This window comes from Anaerococcus tetradius (assembly GCF_947087635.1).
GTDB classification, from domain to species: Bacteria; Bacillota; Clostridia; order Tissierellales; family Peptoniphilaceae; genus Anaerococcus; species Anaerococcus tetradius.
Map to the genome: position 1 here is coordinate 1 of NZ_CAMUDP010000017.1, position 22,578 is coordinate 22,578.

Below are 22,578 nucleotides of genomic sequence, written 5' to 3' on the forward strand. Positions count from 1 at the left end.
ACAGCTGATTAGCTATGAGTTTATTTTGTGTTGCACTTGTTATGATAAATTATCAATAAAAAAAGTAGATGAAGATATTTTTTCATCTACCCTTTTGCTTTTACTCCCTACTAGGTAGTTTTTTATTGATTAATCAAGCCGAGCTTTCTTATTATAGTCATGAAGGCTGATAGAAGGACAGCTACAACTGATGCTAGAACCATTCCTTGTAGGTGGATTGAGCCAAATTTAACGGAAAGACCTGATAGACCAGCTATAAAGATTACTGATGTAAGAACTAGGTTCATGGACTTTGAGTAGTCTACCTTTTGATCAACTAAGAGTCTAATACCGCTTGTACCAATCATTCCGTAAAGAAGGAAGGTTACTCCTCCTATTACATCTCCAGGTATAGTTTGGATTATGGCTGCTAGAGGTCCAATGAAGGCCATAAGGATAGAGATTACTGCAGCTCCTCCTATAACTTGAACAGAATATACTCCAGTGATTGCCATAACTCCTATATTTTCTCCGTAAGTTGTTGTTGGCACTCCTCCGACAAGACCTGATAAGGCTGATGAGAAGTTATCTGCAAAGATTGACCTGTGAAGGCCTGGATCTTTTAGTAGATCTCTGTCTATGATATTGCTTGTTACAACTTGGTGGGATATGTGCTCACTTGTTATTACAAGAATAACCGGAAGCATAGCTATTATTGCGCTTGCTGAAAACTTTGGCATGGAGAAGGCTGGCATAGTGAAAAGACTAGCTTCCCTAACTGGGGTAAAGTCTACCATACCGAAGAGAATTGAAACTATATAGCCTACAACTATTGAAATAAGAATTGGAATAGTTGAGAAGAAGCCCTTAAAGGCAACTGATCCGATTATGGCTGTAAACAAGGTTACAAAGAAGATAAAGAAATCTTTTTTGCTAGCATTGTCAGTCATAAGGTTAGCACCGATAGATCCTCCTGTTACAGTATTACCTGCAAGCTCAAAACCAATCAAGGCTACTACTGCACCCATGGCTGCTGGAGGAAGAACGACATCAATCCATCCTATCCCAAACTTATAAATTATATAAGCAAGAAAGCAACCCAGAAGTCCGACCACAATAAAAGCACCTTGCGCATATTGGAAACCTTCGCTTGCGATAATAGCTGTACCTGGAGCTAGAAATGCAAATGAAGAACCCAAATAAGCAGGTGCTTTTTTCTTAGTAATTAAAATAAATAACAATGTTCCTATACCATTCATCAATAATACAATTCCCGGATTAATACCAAATAAAATAGGAACCAAAACACTCGCTCCGAACATTGCGAAAGTGTGTTGGATTGACAAAGGCAAAAGTAATTTCAATGGAACTTTTTCATCAACATGGTAAATTTTTTTAGAATTTTTCATAATACCTCCCTAATTTTTCTCATGCTATTGTAGCAAATTAAAGAGGACTTGTCAAACAAAAAAAGCCCCTTGGGACTTTTTTTAATGATTATTTACTTTTGAATAATTCGATTGAAATTTTAAGGGTAAAGACTTATAAAAGGTCCTCACCTTTTAGTGAGTCGATAATTTCATCTTTTATATCGTCTATCTTATCCTTAACTTCATCTAATTTGTTATTGTTTTTAAGATATAGGTAAGCTCCTACTAGACCAGCTCCTGCTGTAAATAGGATTTTACCTAGGGTGTTTTCTTCTATTTTTTTCTTGTTATTTTTGTAATCAAACATGATAGCCTCTTTTCTTATTTCTATGGTGGTTTACACCTAGCTACTTATTATATTTAAATTATACTTTTAATATTATTAACTTTCAAATTAGATTTTGTTAATTTATAGTCCCTTATTTTAATATATATCTTAGTCCTTTCTTACTAAAGGCATGGACATACATCTAGGACCACCCCTGCCGACAGTTAGGGTTGATGAGTCAAGTTTTATTACTTCAATATCATTTTCTTCTAGCATTTGATTGGTTACTGTATTTCTCTTATAGACTATTACCTTGCCTGGTCCTATAGCTAGGGTATTGGATCCGTCTGTCCACTGCTCCCTAAGGGCTGCTATAGGATCTCCTCCCCCACATGGTAGAAGTCTTATCTTATCAAGTTTTAACGAATCTCTCAATAGCTCATCAAGAGATTTTTCTATAAACTCTTCTTCAAGCCTATGGTCTTTGCTTGTAAATTTAACAGCATGGAAGCTAGAAATTATTCCCGGATGATAGGTAAAGGTGTCATAATCTATTTGGGTAAATACAGTATCAAGGTGCATGTAGGCTCTTTCGTTTGGGATATTTATAGCTATAATTTCTTCTATCTTATTTTCATCATCGAATAAGATATTCTTTGCCAAGTCCCTAATTGCTTCAAGCTCTGTTCTCTGACTTATTCCTATCATCAAAAGATTTTCGTTGATATTTAAGATATCCCCACCTTCTATGTGATATTTCTTGCCCCTGCCATAGAAATTCTTTGTATCCTTGTAGTCTTTGTGATGGTTAAAAATATAATCTGCATAGATTGTTTCCCTTGACCTAGTTACAGAATACATGGTATTTATACAAACTCCATTTGCTATTGATGAGAAGGGATCTCTAGTGAAATAAAGGTTGGGCATGGGATTGATGGCGGTGTATTTGTAATTAAAGAGGACATGTTCGTTTTTTATACCTAGCTCATGTAGGGTTATCCCGCTCATGGTCTTTAGGATAAATTCCTTGCTATCTTTTATTGATTCTAGAAGTTTTTTTGCTTCTTGATAAATAAGATCATCACTTATTCCAGCCTCAGCCAGATATTGATTCATAAATTTATCTCTAAGTTCTTTATTATCTGCTATGGTTTCAGCCATCAAGTCTTCTAGGTAAAGAACTTCTACTCCTTCATTTCTAAATATTTGAGCAAAATTATCATGCTCTTCCTTGGCCTTATCTAGGTCTGGTATGTCATCAAATAAGAGTTCATCCAAGGCATTTGGGGTTAGGTTTAGTAGTTCCTCGCCTGGTCTGTGAAGAAGAACTGTTTTTAACTTGTTAATCTCGTTGTTTACATTGATATTTCTCATGCTTTCTCCTTAATTATTCCTAAAAAAAAGGCAGTTTCTCTTTGAAAAAACTACCTATAATCAATTAGCCCTGCCAATATCTTTAATTTTATATATATTATATCAAAAAGCTTAAAAAAAGGAAAGTTAATAATTAAATAGGCTTGAAATATATTATGGAACGCATATAATGTTGGGCGAAAGTTTTTTATAAGAAATTTAGGAGGGAAAATGAAAAAATTCAATATAATAAGCCTACTTCTTGTAAGTGCTTTTGTCCTAAGTTCCTGCGGGAAGACTTCCGACAAAGCTAATAATAAAAAAGAAGAAATAGCAGTAGAAGATAAGGCTATAGATAAAAAAGAAGATAAGGTAGAAGAAGTAAAACCACAAAATCCTGACCAAGCGGAAGGAAATGTTATTCTTCATAGGTCCTACCCAAGAAATAAGGGAGCAAAGTCCTTCACACGAATAGTTGTTGCCACAAGCCAAGATAAAATTGTTGGCCTATCAATTGATCAATACCAATATGAAAACAGCACAAGCGACCTAAAGGCAGTTGTAAATTCTGATAAGGACTTTGGCAAAGGGGCTGTCAAGGATAAAAAACTCGTATCTAAAATGGAAAATGAGAAGCTTTACTCAGCCGAGATGAAAAAATCCGGAGCCAAAACTAGCCTAGGCGAAAATTATGAAGCAATAGCAAATTTCGTAAAGGGAAAAAGCATAGGAGAAGTTGAAGCTTTCTTAAAAGATAAGACAGATAAGCAAATAATGGAAGCTGTTGGAAAAACTGACTTTGAATCCACACCTTACCTAATCAAAGCCATAGTAGATAGTGCAAAGGATAATAAATTTATATCAGTAGGTCATGCCGAAGATCCTGAAAACTTAACTTTCAAGACTATAATAGGAAAAGGCCACGGGGATAATTCTTTTGCTGATTGCCTAGTAGCTATGGAAGGCGATAGGATAGTTGCGGCAAGCTTTGATGAATACCAATACTTGGAAGATGGACTTGGCCTAAGCAATGCCGATGATGAATTTGCTAAGGGCTATGCTGATAGCAAGAATGTATTGGGATCAAAACTTGAAAATAGCGATAAGTACTCAAAGCTAATGGCAGAAAAAGCCAAATCTAAAGTCTCTATCAAGGATAACTTCGAAGCCATCGAAAAATTTGTTTCCGGCAAGACTGTTGACGAAATCAAGGCTGCCATAGCTTCAAAGAAGGAAGATGGCACAATTGATTCAATTACTGGAGCAACATTAAAGGATACCGCAAGCTACCTACAACTTATTGTAGATGCTTCAAGCAAATAAAATTAAAAGATGATATTTGGAAAAACAGTTTCTAAATATCATCTTTTTTTGCCCTTATTTGTAAATAAAAATCAGCAATAGACAATCTATCCCTGATAAAGCTATTTTATTTATTATTAGCAGAAGCTTCTATCCTTACAATTTTTACAAAAAGTCCGATTATTCTAGTGGAAAGCTTAGCAAAATAACAAGCATAACTACCATTAGCCCTATACCAATTAGGGTGAACGAGTCTTCCTGTTTTTTCAAAGCGAGGATAACCAAAGCTATGGATAGTAAAAAAAGGAATAAATATAGCTGGATGAATATTCCCTCGTCAAACTTCTTATAAACAACCATCATTATTACCACAGCCATAATCAAAATTATTATAGAAATAACAATCCTGCTCTTCCTATTTTCCATGATAGAATTTAGAAAACTTATGGCGGCTATAACCATAAGCAAGGGCCATAGTAAGTAATCAAAAAATAAATTTATCATAATACCTCTATATAATTATATCACATATGGCCATATTATTAGCAAATTTATTGAAATTTATGGAAAAATAAGCTCTTGCAGGGTTATCCCACAAGAGCCTTATCATTATTTTACTGGTTTTAATAAATCGCTTTTGATGTAGCCTGCTTGGCCATTAATTGAGACTCTTGACCAGCCGTCTTTTTCTAGGAGAACTAAAATTTCATCCCCTGGATGGGCTTCTCCTACTATTTCAGAGTCTGTGCTTGGTTCGGATCTCATATTTACCACATCTTCAACTTGGTAATTTACTCCAGCCATAACATCAGAGTCTTCATCGCCCTTGTCTTTTTCGTTTTTAGCTTCTTTTGTTTCTTTTGTTTCTTCGCTATCTTTATCTTTTTCATCTTTAGAATTTTCTAAAGCTTCTTTGCCATCCTTGTTTTCTTTGTCTTCTTTAGATTTTTCTGTTAGTTCAGTCTTGTTATTTTCTTCTGGATGACGCTTTGATACATAAGTGTCATTTGAGCATGAAGCCAAGATAAGGCTTAGACAAAGAAGCATCAATACTTTAATCTTTTTCATTAATTTTCTCCAAACAATTCCTTTACTTCGGCTTCGCTATAAACATAGTTTGTAATAACTAGGCCCAGGATATCTGCATTAACTCTTTCGAGTTGTTCAATTGATTCTTGGTAGATGTCGTTATCCTTGTTAGCATAGGTTGTAAAAATAACTACTCTATCTGCAAGGGAAGCAAACATATTAGCTTCTGCTATATCTGTATTTGCTGTTGTGTTTACAAATATATAATCATAAGAAGCCCTTAGGCTTTCAAAGAAATTTTTAATGTCTGCTGGTTCTAGGAACTCATCGGCATAATCTGAAACCTTACCTGAATACATTATATAAATATTATCGTGTTTTCCATCATAATTTATCAGATCATCTATTTGGTAATCACCGAGGATTCCATCAATAAAGCCTCTTTCTTTTTTATCATTAGTTATTTCTTCAAGGCCTGCTTCCCTTAGATTAGCATCTATTAGGAGGATTCTATCACCTTCCTCAGCTAGGTGCTTGGCCATAACATAGACATTTAAGTCTTGGTCTGTGTGCTTTGATGTTGATGTAAAGGCTATTACTTTATCATCATTGCTAAGAGCACTTAGCAAACCATCTTCAAGATTATAGAAGGCTTGAAGAGCGATCTCTTTTTTCTCTTCATCTTTTTTTCTAAACATCTAATTCTCCTTTGCTATATGGTGGAAGCTTGCCTAAGATTGGATAATCTTTGATAACTATATCTTCCTCGACCCTATTTTGTCTATTAATTCCATAGAGTATTTCGTTTTTATCAATTACTATGGTTTCAGCTGGATTTTCCTTGTCAAAATCAGGAAGTTCTTGGCTTTTCGTATCTAAATAATCGAAGTCATCATCATTATCATTATCATAATCATTATCATTAGACTCGTCATTGTCTTGATATGAGTAATCTTCTTTAGCTTCTTTTCTAAAGCTCATCCTACCATTCTTAACTTCTCTTTTGCCATCAGAAACAATTCCCTCATAGTCTTCATCGCTTGCTTCGTAAGGCTCTTGATCTTCTTCATCTAGGATAGTATTCTTAGCCCTAGCAAGGAGGACTTTGTTATTAAAAGAATTTACCCTAATCATTCCTATAAGAGTAGCTAGGATGAAAACAGCCAAGCCTATAATTGCTGAATAAGTTATACCATTATTAACCTTACCTGCTGATTGATAAGAATATTCCATAACTTGAGCCTTTGTTCCGTAGATGTTTCCAATTACTCTTACAGCAAGGTCTGCATATTCATCAGCTATATCTTCTGCCCTTTGCTTATTTGTATCAGTAACAACAATATCTACTACTGAAGAACCTTCGATTGGCTCGATTTTAAGCTTGGTATCGAGCATGCCTAGGGACATATCTATGCCCAAATTATCTAGGACAGTCTTTTTAATCTTATTTGAGTTAATGGTTGCTGCATAAGTTTTTGCATCGCTTGCATTTTCATTAACACTTTCCAAATCTGTAGTAATAATCTTACTCTTCGCCTTATATTCATTAAATCCTGAATAGGACAAGGCAAAGTAAAAAACAACTGCTGCAAGTATTCCCCAGATTAGGCCTGCAGGAATTGCACTAAAGAGCGATCTTTTTTCTTTCATTTTAACCTCCAAAATCCTTTGCACCTTCTAACATTATCTGTCTTGCTCTTCTTATATCAACATTTACTAATTTTTCTGGATATCTTCTAATAAAATATTCTATATAAAACCTATACATCTTTGGAAATAGAGCCTTGGCTAGTTTTCCCTTATCATAGAAAAACTTCTCATCAAAACCCTTAAACCAAGTAGAATCATCATTATAAATTTTTGCTATCGTCTTCATCGAAGTCCTAAGCCTAAGGCCTTTTCTTATGCAATCAGCAATAAAAATCGAATCCTCCCCAGAACCATTACCAGTTCCAGCACCGAAGTAGGTCGATAGGTAGATATTTTTTTCGGCGATTTTTTCTCTCTTAAAAGCAAAATGCACCGAACCATATCTTAGGGCATTGTATATCTTTAGGTCTTTTTCTTCCCTTACCTTGATTATCTCTTCGCCATTTTGATAAATTATGGTTCTAAAGACGAAAAAGTCGACATCAGGATGCTCGATAAAGGCTTCCTTAATTTTCTTTTCATAATCTTCTAAAAAGACTTCATCATCATCGCAAAAGACTACTATATCAGCCCTAGAGTTTAGGATAGCGAGATTTCTACTTCTTCCAAGCCCCTTAGTGTCTGTCGATATCATCCTTATCTTAAACTTTCCCTTATCAAGCTCTTCATAGCCATTGTGATCACATTGGTTAATAATTAGGGCATCAGTTGTGAGATTGAATTTCTCGTAGAAGTTAATGTCTTTGACATTCATAGCCGATATTAATACTTCTATTTTCATAATCACCTCGTACTTTCTGCCTTTTCCCAAGTGGCCTTGCTCTTACCTGTAAACTCATTTTTTGCTCCTAGAATTTGGGCTAGCATCATCATAGAATAATATCTTGGAAAATATAGGAGCTTATTTTTAGCCTTTGTAAGTTGACCAAGAATTGCAAAGATTATGAAGGCAACTTGTCCTAGGAATAAGAGCTTGTAAATTAGTCCATGTTTTATAAGAAATATATTACTTATAAATAATACTATATGAAAAAAAGCCTGCAAGAATCTCAAAGTCTTGTGATTAAAGTGGAAGAAGGAAAACCATCCATATTTAAAGATATTTAATCTTCTTAGGTTGGTGAAAATATTAGTAAGAATCCTTCTTTGCATCCTTACCTTCCTCTTAAACTCATCACTAGTTGTAGCACCCGCCTTTTCGAAGGCTATGGCCTTTTCATTATAGAGGGCCCTTTTCTTGTTAAGGCCAGCATAGAGGGGCATCTCGTAGTCGTGGGAGCTAACTAGATTGTAATTTCTATAATCTTTCTTCCTACAAGCATAGATTGCTCCATTACCAGCTGCTATGGTCTTGATATTAGACTCTATCTTTCTCATAGTAAGTTCCATATTCCAGTAGGTATTTTCAGCTACAACAGAGGCTTGGTCGTCTTTCTTATAAAGCAAAGATCCGCATACATATTCTATATCATCCGCTGTAAAATAAGATACAAGTTCCTTTATAGCATCTTCTTTGAAGATAGAGTTGGCATCGGAAAATACTAGGATTTCTCCCCAAGCAGTTTCAACCGCCTCATCTTGAGCATTAGTCTTACCCAAATGATTTTTGACTGTATTTACCCTTATAGGAAAGTCAGGATGCTTTTTAATAAAGTCTTCGCAAAGCTCAACTGTCTTATCAGTCGAAGCGTCATTTGCTATTATGACTTCTAGATTCGGATAATCAGTCTTCATAATATTTGTAAGTTTATTTACAATTACTTTTTCTTCATTGTAGGCTGAAATTATTACAGAAACCATGGGCCTGTAAGCATAGTCTTGTTTGTTTTTTCTTTTAATAATCTTATCTAATAATAAAAGTGTAAGGGGGTAGCCTATCATAGGATAAATAATGGCAAAGACTGATACCCAAAAAATTATTTTCATAAACACTCTCCTTAGCATATTATATAACATTCATTATACTGGAAGCAAATAAAGATTGCTTCTTCTTTAACCTATGCTCTTGTAAAATTTTTTCCTAGGGATATACTTATCTAATAAAAAAGAAAGGAAAAATAATGACTATACAAGTAGATATCTTACAGACTCTCGGTCTTGCCATGCTTGCCTATGTCCTGGGAGTCTTTATTAAAAATAAATTTGATTTTTTCAAGAAATTTTTTATCCCCTCTCCTGTAATAGGGGGCCTTATAATAAGCCTTGGAATTTTTGCCCTTAAATCATCCCTAGCTGTGGATTTTAAGTTTGATAAAATCCTCCAAGACTTCTTTATGAATGTGTTTTTTGCATCTATCGGACTTTGTGCTTCCTTTAAGAGCCTCAGAAAGGCAGGACTTATTGGCGTAAAACTTGCCATTTCCATAATAATCCTCCTTCCCCTGCAAAATATTATAGGAGTAGGAATTTCCCTTCTCTTAGGAATCAATCCCCTCCATGGTATAGCCATGGGATCAACCTCTATGACAGGGGGTATCGGCTCTGCCATATCCTTTGGCAAGATAATGGAAACAATGGGGGCTGTTAATAATACCTCCATCGGAGTTGCTGCTGCAACTTTCGGTCTTTTGGTAGGCTCTTTAGTAGGAGGTCCAGTTGCCAAAAGGCTTATCATCAAAAACAAGCTAAAAAGCTCTGGCCTAGTAGAAAATTTCAGCCTAGAAAAGGCCAAACACCAAATCAGCCAAGCTTCCTTGATGAAGGCTATAGTTCTTGTTGCTTTTTCTTGTTTTTTGGGAACTTTTATAAATCTAATACTCGCTAAAAGCTCTTTAAGCTTTCCCTACTATGTGGGTTGCCAATTTGGAGGGCTAGTCATAAGAAATGTTTATGATTTTATGAAAAGGGACCTTGATATAGAAAATGTAAATCTAGTAGGAAATATTTCCTTAAATCTCTTCCTATCCCTCGCCCTAATCAACCTAAACATATCTGCTATAATAAGTCTTGCAGGTCCTATGTTTGTAATCCTCATAGCCCAAGCTATCTTTATAGCAATCTACACTAGCCTTGTTACTTACAGGCTTTGTGGCAAAGACTATGACTCAGCAGTAATGGCAGCAGGTCATTGTGGGGTTGGTTTGGGTCAAACTCCAAATGCCATGGCAAATATGGAGGCTATCATAGAAGAAAGAGGCCCAGCAGAGCTTGCCATGTTCGTCTTTCCTATAGTTCTTGCCATAGCTGTAAATCTGATGAACCCTATCGTTATTACTTTCTTTATAAACTATTTTGCCTAAAAAAACTGGCCTTAGAGAAATTCTGGGGCCAGCTTTTTTTTATTTAATTTTTACACAAAAACCATCCCAAGGACTAAGAAGCCCACTTTTTTTAACTTCATCCACATCTGTATTAGAGATGATTATTTCTTTATAATCTCCTAGCTTATCGAATTTTTCTTCTTTATCTGAGAGATTTACAACTATTAGATATTTCTCATCCTGCGTTTTCCTATAATAGGCAAAGACTTTTTCTTCTGTATCGACAAGTTCGAAATCACCATCTACTAGCCAGTCCTCACTTTTTCTTAAAGCTACTAGCTTTTGATAGGTGTAGAAGATAGAATCTAAATCTTCTAGAGCTTCTTCTACATTTATCGTCTTGTAATTTGGATTTACTCTTAGCCAAGTCTTATCCGCCTTGGAAAATCCTGCGTTTTTGCTAGCGTCCCATTGCATAGGAGTCCTTGCATTATCACGACTTACGACAGAAATCCTATCCAAAATATCCTCTTCGTCCTCACCATTTTCTAGACATTCTTTGGCATAATTTATCGATTCAATATCAGCAAATTCTGATAAGTCCTTAAAAGGAAAGTTGGTCATTCCGATTTCTTCACCCTGATAGATGTAAGGAGTTCCCCTCATTAGGTGGAGGAGGATTGCCAAGGCCTTGGCAGATTTTTCCCTAAATTCATCGACATTACCCCAAAGAGAAAGGACTCTTGGTAGGTCGTGATTCTCCCAGAAGAGAGAATTCCAACCCTTACCAAGCTCTAATTCCTTTTGCCATTTATTAAAAATTTCCTTTAATTTAGAAACATCGAGGTCTTTTTCATAATACCACTTAGGCAAATTTAACTTATGTTGAAGGCCTATATGTTCGAATTGAAAAACCATGGATAGTTCTTTGTTTTTTGGGTCCGAATAAAGTTTGGCTATTTCAGGACTTGCTCCCCAAGTTTCTCCAACTGTTAAAAGGTCATAGTTTCCAAAGGTATTTTCATTCATCTCCTTTAGGTAGGAATGAAGCATAGGGCCATTTTCACGGATTTCTTTATCAGGAACTTTTCCTAGGAGGTCTATTACATCCATACGAAAGCCTCCTATCCCCTTATCAATCCAGAAATTCATCATATCGTAGATTTCATGACGCAAGGCTTCATTTTCCCAATTAAGGTCGGGTTGTTTTTTGCTAAATAGGTGTAGATAATACTCTCCAGATTTTTCGTCATACTCCCAGGCAGAGCCGGAGAAGCTAGACTTTAGAGAATTTGGCTCATCTCTCCAAATATAGAAATCACGTTTAGGACTTTTTCGATTTTCTTTCGCTTCAATAAACCATGCATGCTCATCAGAAGTATGATTTACTACCAAGTCCATTATAATCCTGATGTCCCTCTTTTTCGCCTCTGCTATTAATTTATCCATATCGTCCATATTGCCAAAAATATCTGCTATAGCCCTATAATCAGAAATATCATAGCCATTATCATCCATGGGACTTTGATAGACTGGAGAAAGCCAAAGAGCGTTGATGCCGAGCTTTTCTAGATAGGAAAGCTTTCCTATAATACCTCTTATATCTCCGATTCCATCATTATTTGAATCCATGAAGGATTTAGGATAGATTTGATAGATAGTCGCCTTATGCCACCAGTGTTTTTGCATATTTCACCTCTAATAATTCTTATTTTCTTTAGCTTTATTAATTTTTATAAAGCTACTTATCTTAGTGCTTGAAACAAGTTAGGCAATGACAATTTATCCTTCCTATAGCCTCAAGAAAGGAGTGGATTGTGATTGGCCCTAGGAAAGAGAAGGATCTTTTTTTCATGTCCTTGGCTATTTTTTCTGATAGGGGACTTTGGGATATGACTTCTCCCTCTTTTCTCTTATAGTCAATAACTTCCCCAATAAAGCTTTCTAGATATTTGTCAAAGGATCCAAATTCTTCCCTTATTTTTATAAAAGCTCTGGCATTTTTTACCAAAGCTTCTAATTTTTTCCTATTTCTAATAATTTTTTCATTTTTCATCAGCTCTTCGATTTTGTTTTCGTCATAGTTTTTAATTATTTCATAAGAAAAACCATCGAAGGCCTCTCTCATAGCCTCTCTTTTCTTTAGGACTATTTCAAAGCTTAGACCAGCTTGCATAAATTCCAAGACTAGGATTTCGAAGATATATCTATCATCATGGCTTAGCTTGCCATATTCCTCATCGTGATAGGCTATAAGGATTGGGCTTTTTGCCCATTCGCATCTATTTTTCATCTCAAAAAATCAAAAAGTAAACAAGGACTAGGACTGAAAGAATAATCCTGTAAATACCAAAAGGGATGAAGTCATTGTTTCTAATGTAGGCCATAAATTTCTTGATTACAAAATAGGCTACTAGGAAACTTAAAAGCATTCCCACAAGAATCAAGACCCATTGATAGCCTGTAAAGCCAGAGAAGTTCTTTACAACCTTTAGGAGAGTTGCTCCAAGCATGGTAGGAATAGCTAGGAAGAAAGAGAATTCTGCCGCAGCTGACCTTGATAGGCCCAAAATCATAGCCCCCATAATAGTTGCAGCTGACCTGCTAGTTCCTGGTATCATAGCAAGGGTTTGAAAAAATCCTATGGCAAGGATAGTCTTGTAGGAAACCATGGCTATGTTATCATGCTTAACCCTATTTTCCCTCTTGTTTTTCTTCTCGACAAAGATTATAACAAGACCCCAAACAAGAAGCATAGCTGCTACTACCATTGGTTTAAATAAGTGCTCGTCTATGAAATCATCAAAGAGTAGGCCCAAGACCATGGCAGGAAGAACTCCAACTATTACCCTCTTCCAAAGCTCTATTGTCTTTCTATCTGGGTGAGTTAACCTGTAATAGGCCCTGGATTGACCATTTAGCTTGTCGTAATTTTTAGGAAAATACTTGGAAGTTTTTTCCCTATCCCAAGGGTTAAGCCTTTTAAAATAAATTACCACTACGGAAAGAATCGCTCCCAATTGGATAATTACATTAAAGGCATTGGAAAAAGTTTCCCCTTCCATTTTTACAAATTGATTTACCAAAATCAAATGGCCAGTAGATGACACTGGCAAAAATTCTGTCACACCTTCCACTAGGGAGAGGATTAGGACCTTAAAAAAATCTACTATCATTCAAATTCCTCCAAGAACGAGTGTTTCTCGCCTTTTATTTGATAGCCCAGAACCATATCGCAGTTAACATTTTCTGCTGACCTTAGGATGGACTTTTCTACTTCCGGATTATCTTTCTTCAAATCTGCTATTAGCTCTTTAATCTTCTTTCTAGTATAGGACTCACTAGACTTTGTTACGGTGCAGGCACAATTTAGGGCTTTTAGACCTACATAGTCCCTCCACCTTTTAATATCATCTTCATGAAGATAGTAGAGGGGTCTAATAAGTTCCATTCCTTCGAAGTTTTGGGCTCTTAGTTTGGGCTTCATAGTTTTAAAGTTTCCTGCATAGAGGACATTCATCATAGTTGTTTCGATAGCATCGTTCATGTGATGGCCTAGGGCTAGTTTGTTGCATCCTAGCTCCTTGGCCTTGTTATAAAGAAATCCCCTACGCATCCTCGCACACATATAGCAGGGATAGGCCCCCTTGGTTATAGTTTCTGCTACTTCAAAAACTTCTGAATCATAGATTGTAGCATCTATATTTAGGTATTTGATGTTTTCTTCTAAAAGCTCTCTATTTTCCTTATCATAACCAGGATCCATGGAAATATATGCCACATCAAATTTGACCTTTGAGTGTTTGTGAAGCTCCTCAATGAGCTTGGAAAGGATTAGCGAATCCTTCCCACCGGATATGGCGACAGCTACCTTATCTCCTTCATTTATCAATGAAAATTCCTTTATGGCTTTGATAAAGGGCGACCAGATTTCTTTTCTATATTTTTTTATAAGTGATTTTTCTATTTCTAATAATTCCATTATAACTCCACTATTTTTGAAGGCTCGTATCTATTGCAAACCTCCAAATCAATATCTTTTTTTGTATCATAACCAAGACTTCTTAGGTAATTGTCAACTGTAAGTCTTGAAAGCTCAGGGGTATTGTTGGTTTCTGAAAGGTGAGATAAAAAAACCGTCTCATTTTTTCCAACAAGAGCATCAGCAAGGGCCTCTGCGGCTTGATCATTTGATAAGTGTCCCATATTCCCCATAACCCTGAGCTTTAAATTGTGGGGATATGGTCCCATCTTTAGGGCTTCCAGATCGTGATTAGCTTCCATATAGTAGATATCCGATCCCTTTATCTCGTAAGCGATTTTTTCATCAACTATTCCTGTATCAGAAAGAATAGTAAGCTTCTTGTTGCCAATATATATAACATAGGCGACTGGCTCCATAGCATCGTGGTGGATAGCTACAGGGAGGATATCCATGGACTTAAAGTTTATAAATTCATTTGTCTTAAAGACTTTAATATTTTCTTCCTTTAGCTTCTTTATTTTTTGTGTCAAACCCTTCCAAGTTCCTTGGTTGGCGTATATTGGTATATCAAATCTTCTCGATAGGACTCCAGCCCCCTGGATGTGGTCATTATGTTCATGAGTTATGAAGATTCCATCGAGGTCTTTTGGGTTTTCTCCTATTTGGCCTAGGAGATTTTCTATTTTCTTTCCAGAAAATCCAGCATCAATCAAGATACGACAGCCCTTGTATTCAAGAAAGCTGACATTGCCAGATGATCCTGATGATAGGGTTACAAATCTAGACATCTAGGTTAAAATATTCCTTTAAGAAATTAGCTATGGATGCTTGTTCATTAGAGCCGATTATATAATCAGCTGCTTTTTTAGCTTCTTGTCTTCCTGATCCCATAGCCACACCACATCCAGCGAATTCCAAACTCTTGATATCATTCATACCATCTCCAAAATACATGATATTTTCCCTATCAAGCTTTAAGATTTGGCAAAGCTTCTTTAGGCTTTCAGATTTGCCAGCATTTTTATTTAATATCTCCAAAAGATGGATTTCATTTCTCATAATCTTATAATCTTTTTGGAGTTTGGCCTTGTTTTTTTCATAAAAATCATCAAGAACTTCCTTATCCCCATTTAGGGCTATCCTTGATATGCTATCCTCTATATCCTCAAATTTTTCAAACTTAAACCAAGGCATAGACACTTGCTTTTGATCAACTATAAAGGCTTCATTAGGAACTTCATCATTGAGGTAGAGGATATTCATAGTGTGAATACTAAGTTGGAGATCATATCCTCTTATCATCTCTTCTAAAAACTCATAATCAGCCTTGGCTAGGGGGTTTTCTATTAGGGCCTTGCCATCAGCATTTCTTCTAACAAAGGCTCCAGTCCCACATATAGAGTAATCGTCAAAACTCATAAGATTAAGCTTTTGGCGCATCTTCCACATACCATTAAAGGTCCTGCCAGAATTTAAAACAATCCTTATTCCCTTCTTTTTAAGTTTTTCTATGACCTCGACTGTTTGGTCAAGTATTTCTTTTTTATCATTAAGTAGTGTCCCATCCAGATCAAACACTATCATTTTTATATCTTTATTCATAGGTCTCCTTCTTGCAAAATTCTAGATTTAAACAATTTTGTGGACTATATTATAATACTAGAAGGGCTTTGATTTTCAATTCGTTTGAAGACTTAGCCAGGGACGTGATATAATGATAAAAAGAAAGTAAATCATAGAAAGGAAATGTCTTGGGAAATTATAAAGCAAAATTAAAATTAGTTATAAGAAGTGAGAAAACAAACTTCTACGGCCCTGGAATCAATGAGCTTCTCCTTCTTATTAATGAAAAAGGTTCAACCAAGGATGCTGCTAACACCATGGGCCTATCCTATTCTAAAGCCCTCAAGATTATCAAAAGATGCGAAAAGGAATTGGGTTATGGAATAGTAAAAACTCAAAGAGGTGGCACCGATGGAGGAAAAAGCATAGTTACAGAAGAAGGCCTTAGGCTTATGAGAGCCTACAAGGACTTTAATGATGAAATAAATAAAAATTTGGACGAACAATACCACAAATATTTTCCCTTCCTGGAAGAATAAGAAGGATTTTTTAAGCTAATAGACAAGTATCCTACAATTTTTAGCCAAGCTAAGCTTTTGTAGGATACTTTTTCATTTTATAAAATACTTTTATTTTACATAAGCCCTAACAGCATCAGCAACTTTATCTGCCACTCCTTTTTCGAAGGCTTTCGGGATTATATATTCTTCATTCAATTTATCATCTGGAATCATTTCAGCAAGGCCTATTGCTGCTGCAAGCTTCATCTGATCAGTTATAGCCCTTGCGTGGGCACTCAAAGCCCCCTTAAATATGCCTGGAAAGGCTAAGACGTTGTTAATTTGGTTAGGATAATCGCTCCTACCTGTTGCAAAAATCTTAACTCCTGCCTTTTTAGCTTCATCATAGTCTATTTCTGGAACTGGATTTGCCATGGCAAATACTATTGGGTCAACATTCATGTTCTTAATGTCATTTCCGTCTATAATATTTGGAGCAGATACACCTATAAATACATCTCTTCCTCGCATGGCCTCCTTTAGGCTTGCCTTTAAGTTTTCTTCATTAGTAAATTCTGCAAGTCTTCTTTTTACATCATTACTACTTTCTAGATGATCTTTATTTATAGTCCCCTTAGAATCACAAACTATGATATGACTAATCCCATAATCTCTTAAAAGTTTAGCTATAGAATATCCAGCAGCTCCCGCTCCTGAGATTAGGACTTTAACATCTTCTTTTTTCTTTCCAACTATCTTTAGGGCATTTATCAAAGCTGCAAGGCTTACAATAGCAGTTCCATGCTGGTCATCATGAAATACTGGAATATCTAGGATTTTCTTTAGACTTTCTTCTATATAGACGCATCTAGGTGAAGAAATATCTTCAAGATTAATACCCCCAAAGCCTGGAGCTATATTTTTTACGGTTTTTATTATCTCGTCTGCATCTTGGGTATCCAAAACTATTGGCACTGCGTTTACATCTCCAAATTCCTTAAAGAGAACTGCCTTTCCTTCCATGACAGGTAAGCCAGCTTCTGGACCAATATTGCCAAGACCCAAAACAGCTGATCCATCACTTACTACGGCTATTGTATTAGCCTTGGATGTGTAGGTGTAGGCTTTTTTCTTATCTTTGGCAATTTCCCTGCAAGGCTCTGCAACTCCAGGCGTATAGGCATAGGTCAAATCTTCTGCATTTGCTACTTTTGCCTTAACTAAGGTTGCGACTTTTCCTTGCCACTGTTTATGTTTTTCTAAAGCTTTTTCATATACGTTCATATATTGCCCCCTTCTTTATAAGATAATTTTAACATAGAAAACGATTTTATGAAACAAAAAAGAAAAGCCCATCTAGGCTCTTCTAAATAACTTTTTCATAAAAGATGAAGAAGTGTAATTTAATATATTTTTCTTATAAACCCTACTAGCAAGTTTGTAGACTACAAATATTGCAACAATCATAATTATTATAGCGATAAGACCAGCCCCAAGCCCAACACTTGCCTTTATCATCCTCAAAGGCATGAAGAAAACTGAAAGGAAAGGTAGGTAGGATAGGACTTTGATTAGGATATTCTCATCCTTATTCATGAAGGTCATGGCTAAGGCAAAGGCAAAAATTATCACAATCATCATAGGACTTGCGACCTTTCCTGCATCTTCTTGCTTTTGAGCAAGAGAGCCAAGCATGGCAGCTACTATCATAAAAATAAGGAGGCTTAGGATGACCAAAATCCCGATTTCTACTAGCATTAAAATATTTATCTCGCCTAGGTAGGATTTTATGTTGATGTTAAATTTTTCTTGGATTCCGTAAGCTTTAGCTAAAAAGTAGGCTATAATTCCAACAAAGCCATAAAGAGCGGTGTGGGTTAGTATAGCTAGGAAATTGCCGAAAATTTTTCCTGCAAAATACTTGCCAGCCCTAATAGATGAGAAGATAAATTCTATCATCTTAGAGCCTTTTTCTGTAGCAATTTCTACAACTATGATGTTAGAATACATTATTAACATCATATACATATAAAAAACTAGGGCAAAATAAGCAAAGTACATTATCTCAGACTCAGAGCCTTCTTCTACAAGCTTAAAAGTGGACTTTCTTTGTAAAATCTCTAGCTTATCAGAGCTCAAACCTGAATTTTCAATGTTTAAAGCATTTTGTACTTCCTTCAAGGCTCCATTAAAGGCGAGGATAGCTTGAGAGTTAATATTTTTTGTATGAAAATCTGCTAGAAGAGATCCATTTTCTTCTTTAATTTCTGCAAAACTTCCTATTTTTTTATCTTCCAAGGCCTTTTCTGCCTTAGCCTTATCTGAGATTTTATAGCCAGGCATACTTTCAAAATATTTTCCTATCTTTTGATCACAAACTACATAGGTGTCCTTGACATTAGTGTCTTGGGAAAAGTAGGCTATAGCTCCACTTACTCCCATCATTATGATAGGCAAGAGAACCATAATCCAAAAGCTTATGGACTTCATTTGTTTTTTCCACGAATCTAGGGCAACTGTCCAAAATCTAGACATCTTCTTCCACCTTTCTTGTAAATATCTCATTCAAACTTGGAGGAGTTTGGGCAAAAACTGGTATATAATCGAATCTTTGGCTTAATCTCTGATAGATTTTTCTTCCATCCTCTGGATTTTGTAACCTTAGCTTGTAAGTTTTATCTTCTTTTTTGTAGCTAAGAGGAAAATCATCGAGGATATCAGCAATTTCTCCCTCACATTCTATAAGAATTTTATCTTTCGGATAAGAATTTCTTATTTCTTTAGGAGACCCATTTAGGACAATTTTTCCATCCCTTAGCATTACTAGCTTGTTACACATATCTTCTATATTTTCCATATTGTGAGATGAGAAAATTATGGTAGTTCCAGCCTCATTTACCTCTTTGATTATATCTTGCAAAAGGCTAATATTATAAGGATCAAGGCCTGAAAATGGCTCATCCAAGATTAGAAATTCAGGTTTATAGATAAGGCTTGCCAAAAGTTGAACCTTTTGTTGGTTACCCTTGGATAAGTCCTTGATTTTATCCTTTAGCCTGCCCTTTATCTCAAATTTATCGAAATAATATTGGAGGGTCTTAGCATCTAAGTTTTTCATCAAATTTAGCCTTGCAAAGTATCTGATTTCTTCTTCGATAGTCTTTTTAGGTGAAAGCGACCTTTCTTCCGGAAGAAAGCCAATTTTTTCTAGGGGGATTTTCCTCATAGGAACTCCTCCATAGAGGATTTCTCCCTCGAATGAATCGAAAAAGTCCATTATACACCTAAAAAGTGTAGATTTACCTGCTCCATTTTGACCAATAAGACCAAAAAGGTCTCCCTTCTCGACTACAAAGCTTACATCATCCAGGGCCTTGACCTTAGCAAAGGACTTGGATACATTTTTAATCTCTAACATAATATCTCCTATCATTCAAATATCATAAAACAAAGCCTAGGACAAAAGGAAAAAGCAAAACAAGGACGAATAAGAGCTTAACCCAAGTGTTGGCAAAATTCATTGTACTTCCAACGCCTACTCTTTTTTCAACAAATATGGCTGGATCGTCTGGATTGTAGTAAATAAGTCCACCCAAGATCCACTTATCGTCCTCTTCCTCATAACCATACTTGCCAGTTTCGTTTAAAGCCGACCCATCAACTGACCTAAACTTTCCTATAAGAAGACTTCCACCAACAGAAAATCCTACAGTAATTATGCCCAAGACCTTGACAATTAAGTCATCTCCCGTCCTCATAAAGGAAGAAATTCCAACCTGAAAAAGAACTATAAGTAAGATCGAACTTGTAGCAAAATAATAGGTCCAAATCCTTCTCGTTTCCAAGATCCTATCCAAGGATTCTTCAGGCATATCAGGACTTATCCTCATCTTTGATAGAAGTTGGGAAAGATTAGAAAGAAACATCACAGCAAGCATTAAAAAACTTACAATAGTTGGGGACTGGACAGATAAGTAAGACTTATCAGGCATTCTATCTATCTCTCCTCGGCTATTCATATGCATTATTAGCTTAGCTGGATAGTTTTCATAATCCAGGTGGATTTTTATGGCGAAAATTATTACTATAAGGAGAAGACCTAGATAAAGCCCGAAAAATTCCTTCTTGTTAAATATTTTTGCCTTAGAATAATCAAGGCTTACAAATTTCCTCTTATCTAGTTTTTGATTTTTAGCAAGGGCCTTTAGCTTCTTATTGGCAAGGACTAGGGGAATGTAGCTTAGAAAAATTGAAAGAATATAGACAGAATTTAATAAGACTAAATTTCCCACAAGGTAGCTTAAAATTATTACAAAAATAGCCAAAGAAAATCCTATAAGGATAGTCAAAATCTTATAATCTTTTACTATCTTTCTAACTTTTTCATCCCTTTCAACCCCTTCAGCAAACCTTACTCCGAGGATGTAGCCCCTTTTTGAATATGAAGTTACAAAGGCTTGAATTAGACTTATTATAATTATTATAAACCCATAAAATATGGCCATCCTATTAGCTTCACTCATAATTTTCCTCCCAAATATTTCTTATAAGCTCATCCAAATCATCTTTCTTCAAATTTTTAACCTTGGAAAGAGCGGTTATAAACTCAAGTTCTTCTACGATTTTTTCCTTTTGACTTCCTGTCATATCATAAGCCTTATCGACAATTCTAGAACCAAAACGCCTATCCATAACAATAATTCCATCTTCTTCTAGCATCTTGTAGGCCTTATTTACAGTATGAAGATTAACTCCAATATCTCCTGCTAACTGCCTTACTGATGGAAGAGCTTGCCCAAAATCTAATTCATTTTTAGCCAATGCCTTTATAATAGCTCGTCTGATTTGCTCATATATAGGCATATCTGACCCAAAATCAATTTCTAAAAACATGAGCCCTCCTTTCTTGTTATAGTTATTATATAACGCTCTAGCAATTTGTAAAGAGTAAATAAAAAAGCTCACAAATAATGCAAGCCTTTAGCCATTAAAAATTGTAATGGTTCATTGGTAGGGTTATTATTTCGTTCATTTCTTTGGGAAGTTTTATATCCCTAGTAAGGCCAAGAAAGCTTATAGCCTCTCTCCCATATTTTTTTCTGATCTTATAGATGGCCTTATCGCAGTTTTCTTCTTTTTCTTGTTTTTTATAATCACAAAAGACATCTATCTGACTTCCTCCACCTTCCTTTCTAAGCTTGATTGCCCTAATACCCACAGCCCTAACAGGAAAATCCCATTTATACTTTTCCTTAAATAAATCAAAACCACTTCTGGCAAGGACTATGGATGATTGGCTGGCAAGCTTGATTGGGCTTTGGTAATTGTAGGATTGAAGTTCATTATTTCTTACAAAAATTTCTACCCCACAAGCTTCAAGTCTTGCTTCTCTTAGTCTCCTTGATACAGAAAAAGCAAGCTCTTGAAGGACATTAAAGACTTCCCTGTTAGTCAAAAGGTCCTTCCTACAGGTAGATGAGTTTCCTATAGTCTTAATTGGCTCTTGGTGGTCCCTGTCATGGACTGGACGAATGTCTAGACCGTTAGCATACTCCCAAAGATAAAGACCATTTACGCCAAGCAAGTTTCTTATCAGGTCAAGGTCTGCCTTGGCAAGCTCGCCTAGGGTGAAAATCCCTATCCTATTGAGTTTTCTTTCAGTAGCCCTTCCGATGCCAACCATCTCTCCAACAGGAAAAGGCCAGACTTTTTTTCTAAAATTATCTTCTCTTATGATAGTAACCGCATCAGGCTTTTTCATATCTGAGCCAAGTTTTGCAAAAATTTTACAGAAGCTTACCCCGACACTGACTGTTATTCCCAGCTCCTCCTTCATTCTTTGGCGAATTTCATTGGCTATCTCTTCCCCACTTCCAAAAAGATGGGTTGAGCCTGTTACATCCAAGAAGCACTCATCGAGGCCAAAGGGTTCTACTTGATTAGTATAATCATAATAAATTTTCCTAGCAAGCTTAGAATGTTTGAGATACTGGTCATATTGGGGAGGGACTAGGGTAAGATTAGGACACTTGCCCAAGGCCTGCCAGATTGCCTCTCCGGTCTTTACCCCCGCCTCTTTTGCTTCTTGGCTTTTGGCAAGGATTATTCCGTTCCTATTTTTAGGATTTCCTGCTACTGCCATGGGGATATTTTTGAGTTTAGGATTTAATTTTTGCTCTATTGATGCATAACAAGCGTTCATATCTGAATGTAGTATAACTCTTTTCATAATTTCTCCTTGAATTTTAAAGACTTTTAATATATAATTAAGACAATAAATGACTTATGAATATTATAAGACCTTGAGTGTCTTTTGTCA

24 protein-coding genes are annotated in these 22,578 nt (G+C 35.8%); 3 read left to right on the forward strand and 21 right to left on the reverse strand.

What is annotated here, in order from left to right; translation table 11 throughout:
• Positions 1-122: 122 nt before the first annotated feature.
• The 3 genes from uraA to P6936_RS06395 form a co-directional block, all read right to left on the reverse strand.
• Positions 123-1,388, reverse strand: coding sequence for a uracil permease (gene uraA / locus P6936_RS06385; protein WP_004837410.1), 1,266 nt, complete (start codon positions 1,386-1,388; stop codon positions 123-125).
• A gap of 133 nt (positions 1,389-1,521) precedes the next feature.
• Positions 1,522-1,716: a hypothetical protein gene (locus tag P6936_RS06390; protein WP_040349604.1), complete on the reverse strand. Its 195-nt coding sequence runs from the start codon at positions 1,714-1,716 to the stop codon at positions 1,522-1,524.
• A 129-nt stretch (positions 1,717-1,845) separates the two neighbouring features.
• The gene (locus P6936_RS06395) at positions 1,846-3,051 is read right to left on the reverse strand and encodes an arginine deiminase (protein ID WP_276881153.1); all 1,206 of its coding nucleotides are present in this window, start codon (positions 3,049-3,051) and stop codon (positions 1,846-1,848) included.
• Positions 3,052-3,261: 210 nt separating this feature from the next.
• Between P6936_RS06395 and P6936_RS06400 the strand changes: the two genes are divergently transcribed.
• Complete coding sequence (locus P6936_RS06400; RefSeq protein ID WP_276881154.1) at positions 3,262-4,353, forward strand: peptidoglycan-binding protein; 1,092 nt, start codon at positions 3,262-3,264, stop codon at positions 4,351-4,353.
• Positions 4,354-4,512: 159 nt separating this feature from the next.
• On the opposite strand, the gene P6936_RS06405 is transcribed toward P6936_RS06400, so the two are convergent.
• The 6 genes from P6936_RS06405 to P6936_RS06430 all read right to left on the reverse strand — a co-directional run bounded on the left by P6936_RS06405 (position 4,513) and on the right by P6936_RS06430 (position 8,937).
• Positions 4,513-4,836 carry a hypothetical protein gene (locus tag P6936_RS06405; protein WP_004837406.1) on the reverse strand — a complete coding sequence of 108 codons (324 nt, stop codon included), beginning with the start codon at positions 4,834-4,836 and terminating at the stop codon, positions 4,513-4,515.
• A 105-nt stretch (positions 4,837-4,941) separates the two neighbouring features.
• Positions 4,942-5,400: an SH3 domain-containing protein gene (locus P6936_RS06410; protein WP_276881155.1), complete on the reverse strand. Its 459-nt coding sequence runs from the start codon at positions 5,398-5,400 to the stop codon at positions 4,942-4,944.
• Positions 5,400-6,059 (reverse strand): CpsD/CapB family tyrosine-protein kinase, encoded by a 660-nt coding sequence (locus P6936_RS06415; RefSeq protein WP_276861732.1) that lies wholly within the window; start codon positions 6,057-6,059, stop codon positions 5,400-5,402. The genes P6936_RS06410 and P6936_RS06415 overlap by 1 nt, the downstream gene beginning before the upstream one ends.
• On the reverse strand, positions 6,052-7,011 hold the full coding sequence (locus P6936_RS06420) for a chain-length determining protein (protein ID WP_276881156.1): 960 nt from the start codon (positions 7,009-7,011) through the stop codon (positions 6,052-6,054). Before P6936_RS06420 ends, P6936_RS06415 begins: the two co-directional genes overlap by 8 nt.
• Position 7,012: 1 nt before the next feature.
• Complete coding sequence (locus P6936_RS06425; RefSeq protein ID WP_004837402.1) at positions 7,013-7,792, reverse strand: glycosyltransferase family A protein; 780 nt, start codon at positions 7,790-7,792, stop codon at positions 7,013-7,015.
• 2 nt (positions 7,793-7,794) lie between these two features.
• Positions 7,795-8,937: a glycosyltransferase gene (locus P6936_RS06430; RefSeq protein WP_276881157.1), complete on the reverse strand. Its 1,143-nt coding sequence runs from the start codon at positions 8,935-8,937 to the stop codon at positions 7,795-7,797.
• A gap of 134 nt (positions 8,938-9,071) precedes the next feature.
• On the opposite strand from P6936_RS06430, the gene gltS reads away from it, so the two are divergent.
• Entirely contained in the window at positions 9,072-10,250 is a 1,179-nt protein-coding gene (gltS, locus tag P6936_RS06435; protein ID WP_004837400.1) for a sodium/glutamate symporter, read from the forward strand.
• A gap of 39 nt (positions 10,251-10,289) precedes the next feature.
• Here the strand turns inward: gltS and P6936_RS06440 are convergent, their stop codons facing one another.
• From P6936_RS06440 to P6936_RS06465, 6 genes are all read right to left on the reverse strand, one after another.
• Positions 10,290-11,900: a glycoside hydrolase family 13 protein gene (locus P6936_RS06440; protein ID WP_276881158.1), complete on the reverse strand. Its 1,611-nt coding sequence runs from the start codon at positions 11,898-11,900 to the stop codon at positions 10,290-10,292.
• Between the two features lie 61 nt (positions 11,901-11,961).
• Positions 11,962-12,504 (reverse strand): DNA-3-methyladenine glycosylase I, encoded by a 543-nt coding sequence (locus P6936_RS06445; protein ID WP_276881159.1) that lies wholly within the window; start codon positions 12,502-12,504, stop codon positions 11,962-11,964.
• A 1-nt stretch (position 12,505) separates the two neighbouring features.
• Positions 12,506-13,387 (reverse strand): undecaprenyl-diphosphate phosphatase, encoded by an 882-nt coding sequence (locus tag P6936_RS06450; protein ID WP_004837397.1) that lies wholly within the window; start codon positions 13,385-13,387, stop codon positions 12,506-12,508.
• A complete protein-coding gene (locus tag P6936_RS06455) occupies positions 13,384-14,193 on the reverse strand; it encodes a tRNA 2-thiocytidine biosynthesis TtcA family protein (RefSeq protein WP_276881160.1) in 810 nt (269 codons plus the stop codon). The genes P6936_RS06450 and P6936_RS06455 overlap by 4 nt, the downstream gene beginning before the upstream one ends.
• Positions 14,193-14,984, reverse strand: coding sequence for an MBL fold metallo-hydrolase (locus P6936_RS06460; protein ID WP_276881161.1), 792 nt, complete (start codon positions 14,982-14,984; stop codon positions 14,193-14,195). The genes P6936_RS06455 and P6936_RS06460 overlap by 1 nt, the downstream gene beginning before the upstream one ends.
• Positions 14,977-15,798, reverse strand: a complete 822-nt coding sequence (locus P6936_RS06465; protein ID WP_276881162.1) for a Cof-type HAD-IIB family hydrolase — start codon at positions 15,796-15,798, stop codon at positions 14,977-14,979. Before P6936_RS06465 ends, P6936_RS06460 begins: the two co-directional genes overlap by 8 nt.
• A gap of 149 nt (positions 15,799-15,947) precedes the next feature.
• On the opposite strand from P6936_RS06465, the gene P6936_RS06470 reads away from it, so the two are divergent.
• Positions 15,948-16,298, forward strand: a complete 351-nt coding sequence (locus P6936_RS06470; RefSeq protein WP_060929784.1) for a winged helix-turn-helix domain-containing protein — start codon at positions 15,948-15,950, stop codon at positions 16,296-16,298.
• Between the two features lie 90 nt (positions 16,299-16,388).
• Here the strand turns inward: P6936_RS06470 and P6936_RS06475 are convergent, their stop codons facing one another.
• From P6936_RS06475 to P6936_RS06500, 6 genes are all read right to left on the reverse strand, one after another.
• Entirely contained in the window at positions 16,389-17,543 is a 1,155-nt protein-coding gene (locus tag P6936_RS06475) for an NAD(P)-dependent malic enzyme (protein ID WP_004837392.1), read from the reverse strand.
• A 72-nt stretch (positions 17,544-17,615) separates the two neighbouring features.
• On the reverse strand, positions 17,616-18,794 hold the full coding sequence (locus P6936_RS06480) for an ABC transporter permease (protein ID WP_276881163.1): 1,179 nt from the start codon (positions 18,792-18,794) through the stop codon (positions 17,616-17,618).
• The gene (locus P6936_RS06485) at positions 18,787-19,677 is read right to left on the reverse strand and encodes an ABC transporter ATP-binding protein (RefSeq protein WP_276881164.1); all 891 of its coding nucleotides are present in this window, start codon (positions 19,675-19,677) and stop codon (positions 18,787-18,789) included. The genes P6936_RS06480 and P6936_RS06485 overlap by 8 nt, the downstream gene beginning before the upstream one ends.
• Positions 19,678-19,699: 22 nt before the next feature.
• Entirely contained in the window at positions 19,700-20,782 is a 1,083-nt protein-coding gene (locus P6936_RS06490) for a DUF1648 domain-containing protein (RefSeq protein ID WP_276881165.1), read from the reverse strand.
• Positions 20,775-21,152, reverse strand: a complete 378-nt coding sequence (locus tag P6936_RS06495) for a GntR family transcriptional regulator (RefSeq protein ID WP_276881166.1) — start codon at positions 21,150-21,152, stop codon at positions 20,775-20,777. Before P6936_RS06495 ends, P6936_RS06490 begins: the two co-directional genes overlap by 8 nt.
• 94 nt (positions 21,153-21,246) lie before the next feature.
• The gene (locus tag P6936_RS06500) at positions 21,247-22,488 is read right to left on the reverse strand and encodes a DNA polymerase Y family protein (RefSeq protein WP_276881167.1); all 1,242 of its coding nucleotides are present in this window, start codon (positions 22,486-22,488) and stop codon (positions 21,247-21,249) included.
• Positions 22,489-22,578: the final 90 nt, after the last annotated feature.